Origin of the sequence: Verrucosispora sp. ts21 (assembly GCF_002879555.1) — a bacterium.
GTDB classification, from domain to species: Bacteria; Actinomycetota; Actinomycetes; order Mycobacteriales; family Micromonosporaceae; genus Micromonospora; species Micromonospora gifhornensis.
Genome location: NZ_PNOZ01000054.1, coordinates 26,270 through 43,892, shown reverse-complemented (window position 1 = coordinate 43,892; position 17,623 = coordinate 26,270). Strand labels below are relative to the sequence as shown.

Annotated in this window: 14 protein-coding genes and 1 pseudogene; 11 read left to right on the top strand and 4 right to left on the bottom strand. The window is 70.4% G+C overall.

Annotation, left to right across the window (positions count from 1 at the left end; genetic code table 11):
• Positions 1 to 51: 51 nt before the first annotated feature.
• Complete coding sequence (gene guaA / locus C1A38_RS21825; RefSeq protein ID WP_102659615.1) at positions 52 to 1,608, top strand: glutamine-hydrolyzing GMP synthase; 1,557 nt, start codon at positions 52 to 54, stop codon at positions 1,606 to 1,608.
• 286 nt (positions 1,609 to 1,894) lie between these two features.
• Here the strand turns inward: guaA and C1A38_RS21820 are convergent.
• Positions 1,895 to 2,176: pseudogene (locus C1A38_RS21820) on the bottom strand (PspC domain-containing protein); the annotation flags it as partial.
• Positions 2,177 to 2,320: 144 nt separating this feature from the next.
• Here C1A38_RS21820 and C1A38_RS21815 point away from each other — a divergent pair.
• The 3 genes from C1A38_RS21815 to C1A38_RS21805 all read left to right on the top strand — a co-directional run bounded on the left by C1A38_RS21815 (position 2,321) and on the right by C1A38_RS21805 (position 5,602).
• Complete coding sequence (locus C1A38_RS21815) at positions 2,321 to 3,268, top strand: NUDIX hydrolase (protein WP_043721911.1); 948 nt, start codon at positions 2,321 to 2,323, stop codon at positions 3,266 to 3,268.
• A 112-nt stretch (positions 3,269 to 3,380) separates the two neighbouring features.
• On the top strand, positions 3,381 to 4,304 hold the full coding sequence (locus tag C1A38_RS21810) for an NUDIX hydrolase (protein WP_233196944.1): 924 nt from the start codon (positions 3,381 to 3,383) through the stop codon (positions 4,302 to 4,304).
• A 371-nt stretch (positions 4,305 to 4,675) separates the two neighbouring features.
• Positions 4,676 to 5,602, top strand: a complete 927-nt coding sequence (locus C1A38_RS21805; protein WP_102659620.1) for a CDP-alcohol phosphatidyltransferase family protein — start codon at positions 4,676 to 4,678, stop codon at positions 5,600 to 5,602.
• A gap of 61 nt (positions 5,603 to 5,663) precedes the next feature.
• Here the strand turns inward: C1A38_RS21805 and C1A38_RS21800 are convergent, their stop codons facing one another.
• The 3 genes from C1A38_RS21800 to C1A38_RS21790 form a co-directional block, all read right to left on the bottom strand.
• Positions 5,664 to 6,911 carry a phosphatidylserine decarboxylase gene (locus C1A38_RS21800; protein ID WP_102659614.1) on the bottom strand — a complete coding sequence of 416 codons (1,248 nt, stop codon included), beginning with the start codon at positions 6,909 to 6,911 and terminating at the stop codon, positions 5,664 to 5,666.
• A gap of 187 nt (positions 6,912 to 7,098) precedes the next feature.
• Entirely contained in the window at positions 7,099 to 7,482 is a 384-nt protein-coding gene (locus tag C1A38_RS32640) for a hypothetical protein (protein ID WP_102659613.1), read from the bottom strand.
• On the bottom strand, positions 7,479 to 9,230 hold the full coding sequence (locus tag C1A38_RS21790) for a PspC domain-containing protein (protein ID WP_102659612.1): 1,752 nt from the start codon (positions 9,228 to 9,230) through the stop codon (positions 7,479 to 7,481). The genes C1A38_RS32640 and C1A38_RS21790 overlap by 4 nt, the downstream gene beginning before the upstream one ends.
• A 193-nt stretch (positions 9,231 to 9,423) precedes the next feature.
• Here C1A38_RS21790 and C1A38_RS21785 point away from each other — a divergent pair, with 193 nt between their 5' ends.
• From C1A38_RS21785 to C1A38_RS21755, 7 genes are all read left to right on the top strand, one after another.
• Positions 9,424 to 10,662: a PspC domain-containing protein gene (locus C1A38_RS21785; RefSeq protein WP_373306898.1), complete on the top strand. Its 1,239-nt coding sequence runs from the start codon at positions 9,424 to 9,426 to the stop codon at positions 10,660 to 10,662.
• The gene (locus tag C1A38_RS21780) at positions 10,662 to 11,348 is read left to right on the top strand and encodes a response regulator (RefSeq protein ID WP_102659619.1); all 687 of its coding nucleotides are present in this window, start codon (positions 10,662 to 10,664) and stop codon (positions 11,346 to 11,348) included. Before C1A38_RS21785 ends, C1A38_RS21780 begins: the two co-directional genes overlap by 1 nt.
• Before the next feature lie 362 nt (positions 11,349 to 11,710).
• Entirely contained in the window at positions 11,711 to 13,342 is a 1,632-nt protein-coding gene (locus C1A38_RS21775; RefSeq protein WP_102659610.1) for a peptide ABC transporter substrate-binding protein, read from the top strand.
• 106 nt (positions 13,343 to 13,448) lie between these two features.
• The gene (locus C1A38_RS21770; protein WP_102659609.1) at positions 13,449 to 14,510 is read left to right on the top strand and encodes an ABC transporter permease; all 1,062 of its coding nucleotides are present in this window, start codon (positions 13,449 to 13,451) and stop codon (positions 14,508 to 14,510) included.
• A gap of 71 nt (positions 14,511 to 14,581) precedes the next feature.
• Entirely contained in the window at positions 14,582 to 15,526 is a 945-nt protein-coding gene (locus tag C1A38_RS21765) for an ABC transporter permease (RefSeq protein ID WP_102659608.1), read from the top strand.
• 3 nt (positions 15,527 to 15,529) lie between these two features.
• Entirely contained in the window at positions 15,530 to 16,567 is a 1,038-nt protein-coding gene (locus tag C1A38_RS21760) for an ABC transporter ATP-binding protein (RefSeq protein WP_102659607.1), read from the top strand.
• On the top strand, positions 16,560 to 17,570 hold the full coding sequence (locus tag C1A38_RS21755) for an ABC transporter ATP-binding protein (RefSeq protein ID WP_102659606.1): 1,011 nt from the start codon (positions 16,560 to 16,562) through the stop codon (positions 17,568 to 17,570). The genes C1A38_RS21760 and C1A38_RS21755 overlap by 8 nt, the downstream gene beginning before the upstream one ends.
• Positions 17,571 to 17,623: the final 53 nt, after the last annotated feature.

Here is a 17,623-nt window from a genome sequence, read left to right as displayed (position 1 = left end):
AGGGTGGGGTGGGGGTGGGGGAGGGGGTGACTGTCGGTAGGCTTGCTGCACATGAGCCTGCCGCGTCCTGTCCTCGTGGTCGACTTCGGTGCCCAGTACGCCCAGCTGATCGCGCGCCGGGTGCGTGAGGCCAGGGTCTACTCCGAGATCGTCCCGCACTCCATGCCCGTGGCCGAGATGCTGGCCAAGAACCCGGCCGCGATCATCCTGTCCGGCGGTCCGGCCAGCGTCTACGCGCCCGACGCCCCGCAGGTGGACGGCGGGCTGTTCACGGCGGGGGTGCCGGTCTTCGGCATCTGCTACGGCTTCCAGGCGATGGCGCAGGCCCTGGGCGGCACGGTGGCGCGCACCGGCAACCGGGAGTACGGCGGCACGCCGCTACGCCCCCGCCTGCTCGAACCGGGCGTACTGCTCCGTGACCTGCCGGCCGACCTTCCGGTCTGGATGAGCCACGGCGACTGTGTCACCGAGGCGCCGGAGGGCTTCACGGTGACCGCCGAGTCCGCCGGTGCACCGGTCGCCGCCTTCGAGGACGTGGCCGGTCGGCGGGCCGGTGTGCAGTTCCACCCCGAGGTGGGGCACACCGCGCACGGGCAGGAGATGCTGACCCGCTTCCTGTACGAGATCGCCGGGATCGAGCCCACCTGGACGCCTCAGAACATCATCGACGAGCAGGTGGCCCGCATCCGCGAGCAGGTCGGCGACAAGGAGGTCATCTGCGGCCTCAGCGGCGGGGTGGACTCTGCGGTCGCCGCCGCGCTTGTGCACAAGGCCGTCGGTGACCAGCTCACCTGCGTCTTCGTCGACCACGGTCTGCTGCGCGCCGGTGAGGCCGAGCAGGTGGAGAAGGACTACGTCGCGGCCACCGGCATCAAGCTCAAGGTGGTCGACGCGGCCGACCGGTTCCTCGGTGCGCTCGCCGGGGTGACCGACCCGGAGCAGAAGCGGAAGATCATCGGCCGGGAGTTCATCCGGGTCTTCGAGGCCGCCGCCCGGGAGATCGCCTCACACGGTGACGTGGAGTTCCTGGTGCAGGGCACCCTCTACCCGGACGTGGTCGAGTCCGGTGGCGGCACCGGCACCGCCAACATCAAGAGCCACCACAACGTCGGCGGGCTGCCCGAGGACCTGAAGTTCGCCCTGGTCGAGCCGCTGCGCACGCTGTTCAAGGACGAGGTCCGTACCCTCGGCCTGCAACTCGGCCTGCCCGAGGCGATGGTCTGGCGGCACCCGTTCCCCGGCCCCGGCCTGGCCATCCGGATCATCGGCGCGGTCGACCAGGAGCGTCTGGACGTGCTGCGCCGGGCCGACTTCATCGCCCGGCAGGAGCTGAGCGCCGCCGGTCTGGACCGCGACGTCTGGCAGTTCCCGGTGGTGCTGCTGGCCGACGTACGCAGCGTCGGCGTGCAGGGCGACGGGCGCAGCTACGGTCACCCCGTGGTGCTGCGCCCGGTCTCCAGCGAGGACGCCATGACCGCCGACTGGTCGCGCCTGCCCTACGACGTGATCGCCCGGATCTCCACCCGGATCACCAACGAGGTCGCCGAGGTGAACCGGGTGGTCCTGGACGTGACCAGCAAGCCGCCGGGCACCATCGAGTGGGAGTGACGCCGACTCAGGCCGGCGGCTGAGCAGCCGCCTCGGGCCTGGTCGGCGCGGTGCCCTCGGCGGTGGCGATCCGTACCGTCGGCGCGCTCTCCTGCGTCGCGTCCGGCGCGGTACCGGTCGCCGCCGCGACAGACGGCACGTGCTGCGCCACAGGCGGCACCGGCCCGTGCTGCGTGGCGGGCGGGACCGGGCCGTGCTGTGCGGCGTGCGGGACCGGCCCGTACTGCGTGGTCGGTGTGCCGGGTGGGGCGTAGGGCCACGCCGGGTGCGGGGCGGGTCCTGCCGGTCCGGCGTGCGGCGGACCGCCGGCCGGGCCCTGCGGCGGGACGCCCGTCGGGTGCGGCCAGGCCGGCGCGCTGGCCGGCTCCGCGGGCATCAGGAACCACATGATCGGGTACGCCAGTGCGGCGATCCCGCCGGTGAGCAGGGTGCCGACCGCGAAGACGACCCGGACCAGGGTCGGGTCGACGCCGAGGTAGCGGCCGACGCCGCTGGCCACCCCGGCGACCATCCGGTCGGTGGTCGGGCGGCGCAGTTGCTTGTACGGGGCGTGGGGTGTGGAAGTCATGTCTCCACGGTCCGCGTCTCGGGGCGCATCGACCTCGGTGACCGCCCGGATCAATACCCTGACTCGCGCCTCAGGGGTAAGTAGGAAGTCAGGAATCCGACTCTTTTCCGCGCCGTTAACGGGTCGCGGGGAGAATTTGGCTCCGTGACCACCATGCTGGAGCCGCTCCGCAGGATCGCGGCATACGCAGTCTGTACTGATTCGGTAGACCGAGTGTTGCTGGTTCGCGCATCGGAGCGCTCCGGCACCCCCGGTACGTGGTCTCTGCCCGGTGGGGCGGTCGACCACGGTGAGGACCCTCAGCACACCGTCGTCCGGGAGACCGCCGCCGAGACCGGGCTGTCGGTCTCCGTCGCGAGCCTTCAGGACGTCCTTGCCGACATGCGGGCGCTGCCCGAGCGCGGCATCACCATCCACACCGACCGGCTGGTCTACCAGGTCTCGGTCCGGGGTGGCTCGCTTACCGACCGGGTCGACCGGCCGACCGACCTGGCCCGCTGGTTCACCCGCGAGGAGGCCCGGCAACTGCCCCTGCGCTCGTTCACCGCGCGGGCCCTCGGGCTGCCCACTTCCTCGGCCGACATCGTGCCCGACGAGCCGCCGGAGTTCCCCTCCTTCTACGCGGTACCCGGTCCCGACGGCCTGCACCGGGCGCAGCGTTTCGCCGCGTACGCCGTGGTCACCGATCCGGACGGCCGGGTGCTGCTGACCCGGGTCTCCGACGGTTACCCGGGTGCCGGCTGCTGGCATCTGCCGGGCGGCGGCACCGACTACGGCGAGCAGCCGGGTGCCGCGTTGATCCGGGAACTGGTCGAGGAGACCGGGCAGACCGGGCGGCTGATCGGGCTGCTCGGTGTCGCCAGCCACCGGGACGCGGCCTCCCTGGGCCCGGAGGGTTACCCGATCGACTGGCACGGCGTACGTGCCTTCTACCGGGTGGTGGTCGACAAGCCGGCCCCGCCCACGGTCGCCGACGTCGGCGGCTCCACCTGTGAGGCCCGCTGGTTCGCCCGCGAGGAACTCGGTGCCCTGCCGACCGACCGCCTCACCGAGGTGACCGCCGAGGCCGTCCAGGCCGCCCGCCTCACCTGACCACCGCACACTCCGCGCCCGGCCGCGCGATCATGAAGTTATTGTCGGGGCACGCCCCCGACAGGTGGCGACAACTTCGTGATCGACGGCGGCCGGGCGGCCGGAGACGGTCGTGCAGGCGGGGGTCGGTGTGGAGCAGGTACGGCGGGTGGGGGCGTACGGCGTGCTGCGGGACCCCGACGGGCGGGTGCTGCTCGTGCGGGGGTCCGACCGGGCCGACTTTCCCGGCGTCTGGTCGCTGCCGGGCGGCGGCCTGGAGCATGCCGAGCATCCGGCGCGGGCGGTGCTGCGTGAGGTCGCCGAGGAGACCGGGCTCGCCGTCGAGGTGACCGGGCTGCGGGCGGTGGTCGCCGATGTGACGCCCTACCCCGACCTGGGGGTCGCCCTGCACACCGATCGGGTGCTGTTCGACGTGACGGCCGTGGGTGGCACGCTGCGCGGCGAGCGGGACGGCACCACCGATCTGGCGCGCTGGCTGCCGCCGGACGAGGTGGCCGGGTTGCCGCTGCTGCCGTTCACCGCCGAGGCGCTGGGCCTGCCGGTCGTGCCGCTGCCCTCCGGCGCGCTGCGTCGGCGGGAGCCGTTCGCCGCACCGGTTGCGGCTCGGCGGCAGCGCTTCGGGGCGTACGGGTTGGTGTCCGACCCGGCCGGGCGCGTGCTCCTGGCGTTGATCGCGGACGGTTACCCGGGCGCCGGGCAGTGGCATCTGCCCGGCGGCGGTACGGACCACGGTGAGCAGCCGGTCACCGCACTGCTACGCGAACTGGTCGAGGAATCCGGCCAACTGGGTCGGGTGACCGAACTCATCGGGGTGGACAACCTGCATAATCCGGCCGCGCTCGGGCCGGAGGGCTACCCCATCGACTGGCACGGCATCCGCGTCGTCTACCGGGTGCTGGTCGACCGCCCGACCGAGCCGGCGGTGACCGAGATGGCTGGCGGCTCCACCGCCCGTTCGGCCTGGTTCACCCCGGCCGAGCTGCGCGAACTTCCGTTGACGGAGATCGCCGCCGAGGCTGTCGCGACCGTCGGGTGAGCCGGATGGCCGACCGGGCCTCACCGGTCGCCCGGCGGCCCCGGAAGGCGATCTCCGGTACAGTCGGGAGAAGGGTCGAGGGAGGAAAACGGGCGATGAGGCCCTAGATGGGAATAACCGTGCGGTTCGCGTGGTTAGGGGAGATATAAGTACCGCCGGCAGCTATCGCCAATCCCCACTCGCCTATGCGATGGTGTACTCCGCAAAATGGGCTGCCGGGCCCGAACGGTCCGGCAACGAGACAGCCGGACACCCGCCCCGCACGGGCGGCCAGCTGATCCGGTGATGGAGGAAGCGTGCCGAGAGCCCCCTGGCGCCGGCGTCGTACGACTGACAGCCCGCGTCCCGCAGGGCGAAGCTGGACGGGCCCGCTGCGCCGCAGCGGCAGCCTGGCCCGTCAGGTCCTGCTGGTCCGCGTCGGCCGCCGCGATGGCGAGCTGCACGGCGCGACCGATGCCCTGCCCGAGCCCCGGTATTCGGATCGTCCCCGCCGTCGCTACGGCCTGCAGCGGTTCCACCGGACCCGGATCGAGACGATCGCCCCCGCGGCGATCGGGCCGGCTCCCCGTGTCGAAACCCCGGTGACGGACGACGCCACGGTCAGCGCCGCACCGCTGCTGCCCGGCGAGCGGACAATCGCCCGTCGGGTGAAGTTCGCCCTGGTCAACGCCTGCACCCTGGCCAGCCTGGTGCTCGGCATCAACGCGATCTTTATCGCCATGAACGGCGATGTACGGGTCGCCGCCCTGCTCCTCATCGCCTGCGTCGCCTTCGACGGACTCGACGGCGCGCTGGCCCGCAAGCTCGGCGTCTCCAGCCCGTTCGGCGCCCAGATGGACTCGCTGGCCGACATGTGCTCCTTCGGCCTCGCCGCGCCCGTGGTGGTCTACGCCTCGCTCGCCGGTGAGGTGCCGACGGCTGCCGCCGGAGTGGCCGCCGCGCTCGTCGCCGCCTGCGCCGCGATCCGGCTCGCCCGGTTCAACGTCTCGCCCCAGGACGGCCGCTTCTTCAGTGGCGTACCCACCACGATGGCGGCGGCCGTGCTCGCCCTGATGGTGGTGATCGGTCTGCCGGTGCCGGGCGCGGTGCAGATCGCCGGGGTGGCGCTGCTCGCCTTCACCATGGTCAGCAGCTTCCCGTACGCCAAGCTCGCCCGGTTGGTCAAGCTGCCGCCGTGGCTCTGGCTCGCTCCGGTGATCGGCGCGCTGATCGACGTGCGGCTCACCTTCGGCCTGATCGTGGTGGGCTACCTGATCAGCGGGCCGCTGCTCTGGCTGCACCAGCGTCGCACCATCTGATCTCCGTACCGACGAAAGGGCGCCGCGGTCGACCGCGGCGCCCTTTGTCGTTCGCTTCCGATCAGCGCCAGCGGGCGATGACGGTCGACCCGCCGACCACCTTGTCGCCCGGCCCGACCAGCGGGTCCGCGGCCTCGACGGGCAGGTAGACGTCGGTACGCGAGCCGAACCGGATCAGCCCGAACCGCTCGCCGCGTGCCAGCAGGGTGCCGATCGGCGCCCGCTGCACGATCCGCCGGGCGATCAGGCCGGTCCGCTGCGCCACCACCACCGTGCCGTGCGTGGTGTCCAGCACCGTGTACGCGGCCACGTTGTGCTCCGCGTCCGGCTTCATCGCGTTGACGAAGCCGCCGTCGGCGACGAAGTAGTCGACCACCTTGCCGGCCACCGGGGAACGGTTGACGTGCACGTCGAGCACCGACAGGAAGACCGCGATCCGCAGGAACTCGCCGTCGCCGAAGCGCTCGTCGTGCAGCCGCTGGACCGACAGGACCTTGCCGTCGGCAGCGGCGACCACCGCCGACGGGTCCTCCGGCACATCCCGCTCGGGGTCCCGGAAGAAGGCGGCCACCGGCGCGGCGGCCAGCGCGGGCACCAGCCACAGCTTGGACTTCGGCCGGGCCAGCCGGGTCAGCGCGGCCAACCCGACGGCGATGCCGGCGGCGGCCACGCCGTTGGAGTCGATGTGCATGCCGCGGGTCACCGGCACGCTCGACGGCCGGTAGGCCGGGGCGAGGCGCTCCGCCGCCGCCGCGTCCGTCGGGGTGAAACGGAGCCGGAACACGCGTACCGGCTCCGGGTTTCGCAGCACCAGGTCGACACCGACACCGTGCAGCGCGCCCTGGCGCTCCAACTCGGCGGCGGCACCGGCGGTCCGGCCGACGGCGGTGGCCACACTCAACACCGCGCCGTCGGCCAGGTACTTGGTAAGCGTCTCGACGGTCGCGCGCGCCTCCTCGGCGGTGCCGGCCAGCGCCTCACCGGCCACGACCACCGCGGCCGGCTCGGCTTCGGCGAGGCTGTCCACCACGCGGACCCGATCGGCGACCCAGCGTCCCTGGGCGCTGACGTGCTCACGCAGGGCCGTGGGGCTGACCGACTCGGCCGGCACCACGGTGAGGGTGTCGCCAGGCAGCAGCGCTTCGATGGCCGCGGCCAGCACCGCGGACTCCGGTGCCGCGCCGACCAGCAGCGCGGCCTTGGGGTCGTTGATCCGGGCGAGCTCGGCGACGAGGGTGCGGGCGGCACGCTCGCCGAGGCGGACCGGGCCGGACCGGCCGGCGGCACGCACGCCGGGGAACTGGGTCATCTGCAACGGGCTCCTGACGGGATAGAGGCGACTGACGCGAGATCACCGCCCGGCGGCGAGGTCGGCCCGGCCGCGAGCGGCCCGCGCGGACCGGCTGACCCGCGCGGGATGCCCCGCGACGTGGGCCGGCCGGCGATGGCGGGAGCACACCGGCCAGCATAGGCGGCCCACCGCCGCTGTCGCATGGTCAGGCAGCCGGGCCTCGCCGCCGCGGCAGGTCCGCGTCGTCGGCCAGATCGAGCGTACGGTCGTCATCGGTGCTCCGGTCCACATCGGTGCCCGTACCCGAGCCCTCGTGTCGCTGGGCGTCCGTCGCCTCGTGCCCGTCGGTACCGGCCGTGCCCGAGTCTTCGGTGCCCGGACCGGGCTGCTCCGGTTGGTTGGCCTGCTTGCTGGAACGCAGCGCGCCGACGAGACCGAGGAGACCGATCAGGATCAGCCCGCCGGCGAGGAACCAGCCCACCGGTGGCAGCACGAGGCCGACCACCTGGGCGAGCAGCCACCACGCGGCGAGCGCGACGAAGAGCAGCCCGAAGGCGAACGACACCAGGTCGGTGCGGTGTGCCCTCATCGGGTCACCTCCATCTTTCCGGCGTTCACGTGCAGGTTCAGGCGTAGCTTTCCGCCACCCGGCCCGTCCGGACCGAGATCGACGATCTCCCTGCGGTGGTTGTCCCGGCCCCAGCCGCGCTGCTCACCGAAGATGTCCGCGTCACCGGCGGTGACCTGGGTCACGGTCGTCACGTCCACGTTCGGGGGCACCAGCACGGTGGCTTCACCGAAGTTGATGACGACGGTGACCTCGGTGTCCAGCTGGCTGAAGTCGATCGCGCGCAGGTCGAGCACCGCGTCGTCGAAGCTCTGCTCGTACCGCAGCGCCAGTTCGCGGTGGTTGGTCGGGGCCCAGACGACCGCGCCGTCGATGCCACCGAGCCGGTTGTACGACTCGGCGACGGTCGCCACCGCGAGCGCCGCGGCGGTGACCAGGCCGAGCGCGATCAGCCAGCGGGCCCGACCGAACCAGGTACCCACCAGCAGGCCGAGACCGATCACGGCGAGCGCCGCCGCGAAGTAGGCCGAGGCGCCGATCCGGAAGACGTTCAGCAGGTCGAGCACGACCACCAGACCCAGCGCGACGAAGATCAGCGAGAACGTCACCGCGCCCAGGGCGGACCGCTCGCGTGGCTTCTTCGGCGGTTTGGGCGGCGCCTGCGGCGGTGGCGGTGCCATGGTCCGCCCGGCGTACGGGCCGTGCGGGGCGAACGGGGGACGGTACGTCGGCGGTAGCGGTGCGGGGGGCGGCGGACCCAGCGGTGCGCTCTGCGTGCTCGTCGTCGGCCAGGGCGGCGTGGGGGAGGGAGGCATGTTCGGTTCTCTCGGCGCTGCGGTGGAGGGCGTACCCGGCGGGGGGACCGGGCTGTAGGGCGGGACGTACGGCGGGATGTGGGTCCTGGTCTGGGTGCTGGCGGCGTACGCCGGTGAGTACACGCTGGGGGCGGGATAGCTGACCGGCGGGACCGGTGCACTCGGCGGTGTGGTCATCGGCGTCGGCTCGGGCTGCGGCTGGTGTTGCTGGCGGTTGAGCAGCAACGCCCCGCCGACCAGGATGGCCGCGCCGAGCAGCACCGCGCGGAACGCGTCGGTGACGATGTAGCCGAAGGCCACCGCGACCAGGACGCTGAGCACGATCACGGTGACCGGGGACATGCTGGACCTGCCCCGGCCCAGCATCGACTCGACCGGCGAGGCCGTGTCGCCCTCACCCGGGATGATCAACCAGCCGATGACGTAGATCAGGATGCCGACGCCACCGAAGAAGCCGAGCACCGCGAGCAGCACCCGCCAGAGCACCGGATCGGTGTTGGTGGCCCGGCCGATGGCGGCGCAGACGCCGGCCAGGTAGCGACCGTCGCGAGGACGGACGAGCCCGTACCGCGAGGTGAACCCCGCACCTCCGTGAGGTCCGCCGGCACCTCCGTACGATCCGCCGGCACCTCCATAGGGTCCCCCGGCACCGCCGGGAGGCGGTGGGGCGCTGGGCGAGCCGCCGCCAGGGGGCGGTGGGGTGCCGGGCGAGCCGCCACCGGGGGGTGGTGCGGTCTGGTCGTACCCGGGAGCGCTTGCCGGCCCGGGCCCGGCGGGCGCTGTGGGGGCGCTGGAGGCGGTCTGCGCGCTGGGCATCGGTGGGGTGCCCGGTGCTGCCGCGCCGTCCCCGGTCGCGCCCGCCGGTGCGGCGGCCGCGCCGGGCGACGCGGTCGGCGGTGTCGTGCCCGCGTCCGTCGGCTCCGGTCGGTTCGGCTGCGCAGCGTCGTCGGTCATGTCTTCGATCCTGCGCGGCCCGATGCCCGAACGACCTCAGGATGCGACCCTGACCCCACCCTGAGATCCTGCGGCCCGCAATCTCCGGGGCGTCCCCGTGGTCGACCGTTCGCCCTGCGTGTGACGATCAATCTGGGCCGCAACCCCAGCGTATCCGGCGCAGGTCCTGCCCAGGGAGTCCGTGATCAGTACCGTGAGTCAGCCACCCCGTCTCTACCGAGACCCGAAGGACCGCATGGCCGCCGGGGTGGCCGCTGGCATCGCCGAGCACCTCGGTGTTCCGGTGGTCCGGGTCCGGGTCGCCTTCATGGTGCTGCTCGGCCTGAGCGGTCTCGGTCTGCTGCTGTACGCCGCCTTCTGGGCCGTCGTCCCGCTGCGTCCCGGTGACACCGCGGCGCCACCGCGTCGGGACGTCACCCAGTTGCTGCCGTTCGTGGCGATCGGGCTGGGCGTACTGCTGATCCAGGTGTTGGTCTTCGACTCGGTCGGGGTGGCCGGCACGGCCGGCTGGCTGGTCGCGATCATCGCGGTCGGCGCCGGAGTGATATGGCACCAGTCCGGGCCGGAGCGGCGGCGTCAGTGGAACGAGTCGATGCCGGTGCCGTGGCTCAGCGCGGTGGTCGAGGAGAGCGACCGGCGGGCCTTCGTGCTCCGCTTCGTCGGTGGTGGGGTGCTGGTCGCGGTCGGCATCATCGGGGTCGCCGCCGTGTACTCCCCGGCCCAGAACCTCGATGCCGTGGTCAACGGGGTCATCTTCGCCCTGGTCGGGCTGGCCGGGGTGGGAGTGGTGGCCGCGCCGGTGCTCTGGCGGACCTGGAACCAGCTCCGGTCGGAGCGGGAGGGCCGCATCCGCGAGCAGGAGCGGGCCGAGCTGGCGGCCATGGTGCACGACCAGGTGCTGCACACCCTGGCGTTGATCCAGCGCAACGCTAGTGACGTCAAGATGGTGCAGCGGCTCGCCCGGGGCCAGGAGCGCTCGTTGCGCAACTGGCTCTACAAGCCCACCGCGTCGCCGACGGAACGCTTCGCGGCGGCGTTGGAGCAGGCGGCGGCCGAGGTCGAGGACACCTTCGCGATCACGGTCGAGGCGGTGGTGGTCGGCGACCGGGAGACCGACGAACGGGTGGGCGCGCTGGTCGCCGCCGCCCGCGAGGCGCTGGTGAACGCCGCTCGGCACGCCGGGGTGCAGACCGTCTCGCTGTACGCCGAGGTCGAACCCGAACAGGTCAGTGTCTTCGTACGGGATCGGGGTGCCGGGTTCGACCCGGATACCGTGGAGGATCACCGGCACGGGGTCCGAGGCTCGATCATCGGACGGATGAAGCGGCACGGCGGCCGGGCGGAGATCCGCTCCCGGCCGGGGGAGGGGACCGAGGTCCGGTTGATCTTGCCGATCGCCCGGGACTCGGCCACTGCGGAGAGGGACAGATGATGGCTGAGCAGTCGACGCGACCGGTGGAGCCGAACGACGCCGGAGCACAGCGGTTGCGGGTGTTTCTGGTCGACGACCACGCCATGTTCCGGGCCGGTGTCCGCGCTGAGCTGGGGGCACACGTCGAGGTGGTCGGCGAGGCGAGCACGGTGGCCGAGGCGGTCAGCCGGATCGCCGCCACCGAACCCGACGTCGTCCTGCTCGACGTACACATGCCGGACGGCGGCGGTCGGGCGGTGCTGGAGGCGATGCGGCGCAGCCACCCGCAGGTGCGTTTCCTGGCGCTCAGCGTCTCCGACGCCGCAGAGGACGTGATCGGGCTGATCCGGGCCGGTGCCCGGGGCTACGTGACCAAGACGATCTCCCCGGACGAGCTGGCCGCGGCGATCCGCCGGGTGGCCGACGGGGACGCGGTGTTCAGTCCACGGCTGGCCGGCTTCGTGCTGGACGCCTTCGCCGCCCGCCCGGACGCCCCGGTCGCGGATCCCGAGCTGGACCAGCTGACCAACCGCGAACGCGAGGTGCTGCGGCTGCTGGCCCGTGGGTACGCGTACAAGGAGATCGCCCGGGAGCTGTACATCTCGATCAAGACGGTGGAGACGCACGTCTCGAACGTGTTGCGCAAGCTCCAGATGTCCAACCGGTACGAGCTGTCCCGGTGGGCCGCGGACCGGCGACTCGTCTGACCGATCGGCGGGGTCGACGGGCCGGTCACCCGGCCCGTCTGCGCGCCGTGACGTCTGGTTGCGGCCTCCTACTTTCGGGTAGCCTCCCGCTACAAGTGGCCGGACTCACGTTCTGATTTCCCACCGTCACAGAGATCAATAACGCCCCCCTGCCAATCCCCCATTCGGGCGCGAAAAGCCGTTGACGGGCAGGTCATACCATGCATCTGGGGTGAAACGAATTCGCCTCCAGGCGGATGTCGGCACCGTCCCGGGCGGGTATCGGCTTGATAACACGCCTTCCGGCTTGGGCGCATTTGGTGTCACAGTGGCAGGCACCTCACAACCCCCTCGTGAGCCGAGCGCCCTGAGGAGGCACTCCCATGCGCGGGAAATTCCTGAAGGTGGCGGTCGCGGCGACCGCCACCGCCATGTTGGCCACTGCCTGCGGCGGCAGTAGCGACAACGACAATGACGACGCCGGCTCGACCGGCGGCACGTTGCGCGTCTACAACGCGGAGCCGGCGTTCCTGACGCCCTCCGGTGGTGACGACGAGCCGTCGCTGTACGTGATCCGTTCGCTCTTCCGTGGTCTGGTGAAGTACAACGCCCAGACCTCCGCGGTCGAGATGGACCTGGCCGAGTCGGTCGAGTCGGACGACCAGAAGCTCTGGACCATCAAGATCAAGAGCGGCTACACCTTCGACAACGGCGAGCCCGTCAACGCTGACGCCTTCATCCGTTCCTGGAACTTCGCGGCCTACAGCCCGAACACCCAGAACAACGGTTACTTCATGAAGCGGATCGCCGGCATCAAGGACGTCCAGTCCACCGACCCGGACGGCGACGGCCCGCAGAAGGCCCCGGAGCCGAAGGCCAAGGAGCTCTCCGGCCTCAAGAAGGTCGACGACCTGACCTTCACCGTCGAGCTGGAGGCTCCGTTCTCCGGCTTCCCGACCACCATCGGCTACCCGGGCTTCTTCCCGATGGCCGAGGCGTGCATCGCCGACATCGCGGCCTGCAACGAGAAGCCGATCGGTAACGGCCCGTACAAGATGGACGGCAGCTGGCAGCACAACGTTGCGATCAACGTGGTTCGCAGCGACACCTGGAAGGGTGAGCCCGGCAAGCCGGACCGTATCGAGTACAAGATCTTCGCCGACGTCGACGCCGGTTACGCCGCCTTCCAGGCCGGCGAGCTGGACGTGATGTACACCGTGCCGCCGGCCCGCTACAAGGAGGCCAAGGCCACCTACGGCGACCGCATGTACGAGCAGCCGGGTGACAGCTTCACCTACGTCGGCATGCCGCTGTACCAGGACAACTTCAAGGACAAGCGGATCCGTCAGGCGCTCTCGCTGTCGATCGACCGCCAGTCGATCATCGACGCCGTCTTCGACGGCCGGTTCACCCCGGCCACCGGCTTCGTCGCCCCGACCTTCGAGGGTGCCCGCACCGACGTCTGCAAGTACTGCACCAAGGACGTCGAGAAGGCCAAGCAGCTGCTCGCCGAGGCTGGCGGCTGGCCGGCCGGTGAGAAGCTGGTCCTGTGGGCCAACGCCGGCGCCGGTCACGAGGGGTGGCTGCAGGCCGTCGGTGACCAGATCAAGGACGCCCTGGGTATCGACTACGAGCTGAAGGTCAACCTGCAGTTCGCCGAGTACCTCGAGACCGCGGACCAGAAGAAGTTCACCGGTGGATTCCGGCTCGGCTGGGGCCCGGACTACCCGTTCATGGAGACCTTCCTCTACCCGCTCTACGGCACGGGTTCGGGCAGCAACAACTCGACCTACAGCAACCCCGCGTTCGACGCCGCGATGAAGGAGGGTGACTCGGCCGACTCGATCCAGGCCGCGATCCCGTCCTACCAGAAGGCGGAGGACCTGATCGGTGAGGACCTGCCGGTCATCCCGATGTGGTTCAACAAGGTTGGTGCCATCTACAGCGAGAACGTCGACCAGTTCGTCTGGAACGCCGTTTCCGACGCGGACTACGCAGCGACCTCTCTGAAGTAGAAGTGAGCTTCAGGCTCCTGACCCAGCCGTAATACGACGTGGCGGTAACGGTCACCTCACCAGGGTGATCGTTGCCGCCACGTCAGCGCCGAGAGGAGACCCCGAGATGGGGCGCTACGTCATTCGACGGTTGCTCCAGTTCATCCCCACCGTGCTGGGCACCATGTTCCTGCTTCACTACATCACCTCGCTGGCCATCCAGTTCAGCGGGAACCCGGTCCGGGCCATGTTCGGCGACCGGACCCCCTCCCCCGCCCAGTTGCAGGCGCTCACCGAGCGGCTCGGTTACGGTGACCCATGCCTGAGTCGCAAGGGTGATCCCTGCCTCTGGCGCGTAGCGGCGGACGGCAACGGCTGGCTGGGCACCAGCTTGGAGCCGGGTCTCTTCTTCGACCGCCTGGGCAACATCTTCTTCCGCTTCGACTTCGGCATCAACCTGCGTCAGCGTGAGGTCACGGACCTGGTGGCCGACGCCATCCCGTTCACTCTCAAGCTGCTGGTGATCGCGATCATCTTCGAGGCGGTCGTGGGTATCGCCGCTGGTGTGCTGGCCGGTCTGCGCGGCGGCAGCTTCCTCGACTACATGGTCAAGATCAGCACGGTCTTCATCATCTCGGTGCCGATCTTCGTGCTCGGCGTGGTGGTGCGGGAATTCGTCGGGGTCAAGTTCGGCAACGTCCTACGGGGCCAGGACTGGGTTCCCGATCTGATCTCTGCGGGTATCTTCACGCCCGGCTTCAAGGCCGACTATCCGTTCGCCAGCCTGATCATTCCCGGCATGGTGCTCGGCGCGGTGTCGCTGGCCACCACGGCCCGGCTCACCCGCACCAGCATCATGGAGAACATCCGGGCCGACTACGTCCGGACCGCCAAGGCCAAGGGCCTGACGAACAAGCGGGTCATCGGCGTGCACACGCTGCGCAACTCGCTGATCCCGGTGATCACCTTCCTCGGCGTCGACATCGGTGCGGCGATGGCGGGTGCGGTGGTCACCGAAACGATCTTCAACGTTCCCGGCATCGGTCGACTGGTGACGTTCTCCGCCCGGAGCGGCGAATCATCAGTCGTGGTCGGTGTGGTGACCATGCTGGTGCTTGTCGTTCTGATCGCCAACCTGCTGGTCGACCTGCTGTACGCCGTGCTCGACCCGAGGATCCGCTATGAGTGACCGAACCGTGGTGACGATGCGGAACGCGGGGCATCCGACCGACTCCGGCTGGAGCGAAACGAGGTGTGGACATGAGTGACCTGACGAGTGCGGGTGCGGCCGTCGGTGGCGCGCCGGTCGGGGGTGACGGCCCGACGACGGAGGCCACGACCGGCGGCGATGGCAAGGAGCGCAGCGCAAGCCTGTGGGCGGACGCCCGACGGCAGTTGGTCCGCGACCCGGTCTTCGTGATCGCTGCCCTCTACATTCTCGTGGTCGGCTCGATGGCAGCCTTCCCGAAGCTCTGGACCAGCCAGGACCCGCGTGCATGCAGCACCGACCGGTCCCGCATCGGGCCGAGCTGGGAGCACCCCTTCGGGTTCGACCTCCTCGGTTGCGACTACTACGCGCACGCCATCTACGGCGCCCGGCCGTCGATGGTGATCGCGGTGATGGCGACCTCCGCCATCGTGATCGTCGGCGGCCTGCTCGGTCTACTGGCCGGCTACTACGGTGGCTGGGTCGACACGATCATCTCCCGGGTGATGGACATCTTCTTCTCGCTGCCGTTCCTGCTCGGCGCGATCGTGTTCCTCACCGTGATCAAGCGGCAGAACATCTGGACCATCACGATGGTGCTGTTCCTGCTGGCCTGGCCGACCATCGCCCGGATCATCCGGGGCAGCGTGATCTCCTCGAAGGATCTGGACTACGTGCACGCGGCGAAGGCGGTGGGTGCCCGCAACTCGCGGCTGATGTTCCGGCACGTCCTGCCGAACGCGATCGCCCCGATGCTGGTGTACGCCACCATCGTGCTCGGTTCGTTCGTCGCCGCGGAGGCCACGCTCACCTTCCTCGGTGTCGGGCTCCAGCCGCCGGCCCAGTCGTGGGGCATCATGATCTCGGCCCACCAGGTCTACTTCCTGGAGGATCCGTGGCTGCTGCTCTTCCCCTGCGGCCTGCTGATCGGCACGGTGCTGTCCTTCATCCTCATGGGTGACGCCCTGCGTGACGCCCTCGACCCGAAGTTCCGGTGAGGCATGAGCACTGATGTGAACGTCAAGTTGGACGCGCTGCCGGGCCTGGACCCCAACGCGCTGCCACTGGAGGTCAAGAACCTCCAGGTGGAGTTCCGTACCCGTAACGGCATCGCACACGCGGTCAACGGGGTGAGCTTCGACGTGCGGGCCGGCGAGACCCGGGCGATCCTCGGCGAGTCGGGCTGCGGCAAGAGCGTGACCGCTCAGGCGATCATGGGCATCCTGGACAGCCCGCCCGGGTTCATCACCGGTGGAGAGATCCTCTACCGGGGTGTCGACCTGCTCAAGCTGCCCGAGGCGCAGCGCCGCAAGGTCCGCGCCAACCGGATCGCGATGATCTTCCAGGACGCGCTCTCCGCGCTGAACCCGGTCTTCACCGTCGGGTTCCAGCTCGCCGAGCTGTTCCGCAAGCATCGGGGCATGTCCCGCCAGGACGCCAAGGCCCGCGCCGTCGAGCTGCTCGACCTGGTCAAGATCCCGGCGGCGAAGCAGCGGGTGAACGACTACCCGCACCAGTTCTCCGGCGGCATGCGGCAGCGCGTCATGATCGCGATGGCGCTGGCGCTCGATCCCGAGGTGCTGATCGCCGACGAGCCGACCACCGCGCTGGACGTGACCGTGCAGGCCCAGATCATGGCCCTGCTGGCCGAGCTCCAGCAGGAGCGGAACATGGCCCTGGTGCTGATCACCCACGACATGGGTGTGGTCGCCGACGTGGCGGACCGGATCTCGGTCATGTACGCCGGTCGGGTCATCGAGGAAGCCGGCGTGAACGACGTCTACGCCAGCCCGGCCCACCCGTACACAAAGGGTCTGTTGGAGTCGATCCCGCGTCTGGACCTCAAGGGCCAGGAGCTCAGCGCCATCAAGGGCCTGCCCCCGGCGCTCACCAACATCCCGCCGGGCTGCGCCTTCAACCCCCGCTGCCGGTACGCACAGGACGTCTGCCGCCAGAACCCGGGGCCGCCGCTGTATCAGGTGACGCCGAGCCGTACGTCGGCCTGCCACTTCTGGAAGGAGGTCAAGGGCGATGAGTGACTACGTGCTGGAGACCCGTGACCTGGTGAAGCACTTCCCGCTGACCCAGGGGATCGTCTTCAAGAAGCAGATCGGCGCGGTGCGGGCCGTCGACGGCGTCAACCTGCAACTGCGCCGAGGGGAGACCCTCGGTGTCGTCGGCGAGTCCGGCTGCGGCAAGTCGACCCTGGCCCGGATGCTCGTCGGGTTGGAGACGCCGACCTCCGGTGACCTGTTCGTGCAGGGCCGCAACATGGCCAAGGTCGGTGCCGAGGAGCGGCGCCGGGGCCGGCGCAACATCCAGCTGGTGATGCAGGACCCGTACACCTCGCTGAACCCCCGGATGACCGTCGGTGACATCATCGGCGAGCCGTTCGAGGTGCACCCGGACGTGGTGCCCAAGGGGCAGCGGCGGCGGAAGGTGCAGGAGCTGCTGGAGCTGGTCGGTCTCAACCCCGAGCACATCAACAGGTACCCGCACCAGTTCTCCGGCGGTCAGCGGCAGCGCATCGGCATCGCCCGGGCCCTGGCGCTCAACCCGGAGATCATCCTCTGTGACGAGCCGGTGTCGGCGCTGGACGTCTCCATCCAGGCCCAGGTGATCAACCTGCTGGAGAAGCTCCAGAACGAGCTGGGTCTGTCGTACATCTTCATCGCCCACGACCTGTCGGTGGTCCGGCACATCGCCGACCGGGTCGCGGTGATGTACCTCGGCAAGATCGTCGAGATCGGCACCGAGGACGAGATCTACGAGACGCCCACGCATCCGTACACCCAGGCGCTGCTGTCGGCGGTGCCGGTGCCGGACCCGACGCTGCGTGGGCAGCGCGACCAGATCGTGCTGACCGGCGACGTGCCCTCGCCGGCCAACCCGCCGTCGGGTTGCCGGTTCCGCACCCGCTGCTGGAAGGCTCAGGACATCTGCGCCGAGCAGGAGCCGCTGTTGGAGGTTCGCGACAAGTCCGGCCACCCGAGTGCCTGCCACTTCGCCGAGGTACGCGACGTGGTGCACGCGACGGAGTAGCCGCACAGACGCCGTCGCCCCGACCATCCGTACGGGAGCGGCGGTAAGGGTAA

What these genes read in the sequence shown, in the direction of transcription:
- guaA (WP_102659615.1), top strand. Translation starts at nt 52, where the DNA reads ATGAGCCTGCCGCGTCCTGTCCTCGTGGTCGACTTCGGTGCCCAGTAC.
- C1A38_RS21800 (WP_102659614.1), bottom strand. Translation starts at nt 6,911, where the DNA reads ATGACCCAGTTCCCCGGCGTGCGTGCCGCCGGCCGGTCCGGCCCGGTC.
- C1A38_RS32640 (WP_102659613.1), bottom strand. Translation starts at nt 7,482, where the DNA reads ATGAGGGCACACCGCACCGACCTGGTGTCGTTCGCCTTCGGGCTGCTC.
- C1A38_RS21790 (WP_102659612.1), bottom strand. Translation starts at nt 9,230, where the DNA reads ATGACCGACGACGCTGCGCAGCCGAACCGACCGGAGCCGACGGACGCG.
- C1A38_RS21780 (WP_102659619.1), top strand. Translation starts at nt 10,662, where the DNA reads ATGGCTGAGCAGTCGACGCGACCGGTGGAGCCGAACGACGCCGGAGCA.
- C1A38_RS21775 (WP_102659610.1), top strand. Translation starts at nt 11,711, where the DNA reads ATGCGCGGGAAATTCCTGAAGGTGGCGGTCGCGGCGACCGCCACCGCC.
- C1A38_RS21770 (WP_102659609.1), top strand. Translation starts at nt 13,449, where the DNA reads ATGGGGCGCTACGTCATTCGACGGTTGCTCCAGTTCATCCCCACCGTG.
- C1A38_RS21765 (WP_102659608.1), top strand. Translation starts at nt 14,582, where the DNA reads ATGAGTGACCTGACGAGTGCGGGTGCGGCCGTCGGTGGCGCGCCGGTC.
- C1A38_RS21760 (WP_102659607.1), top strand. Translation starts at nt 15,530, where the DNA reads ATGAGCACTGATGTGAACGTCAAGTTGGACGCGCTGCCGGGCCTGGAC.
- C1A38_RS21755 (WP_102659606.1), top strand. Translation starts at nt 16,560, where the DNA reads ATGAGTGACTACGTGCTGGAGACCCGTGACCTGGTGAAGCACTTCCCG.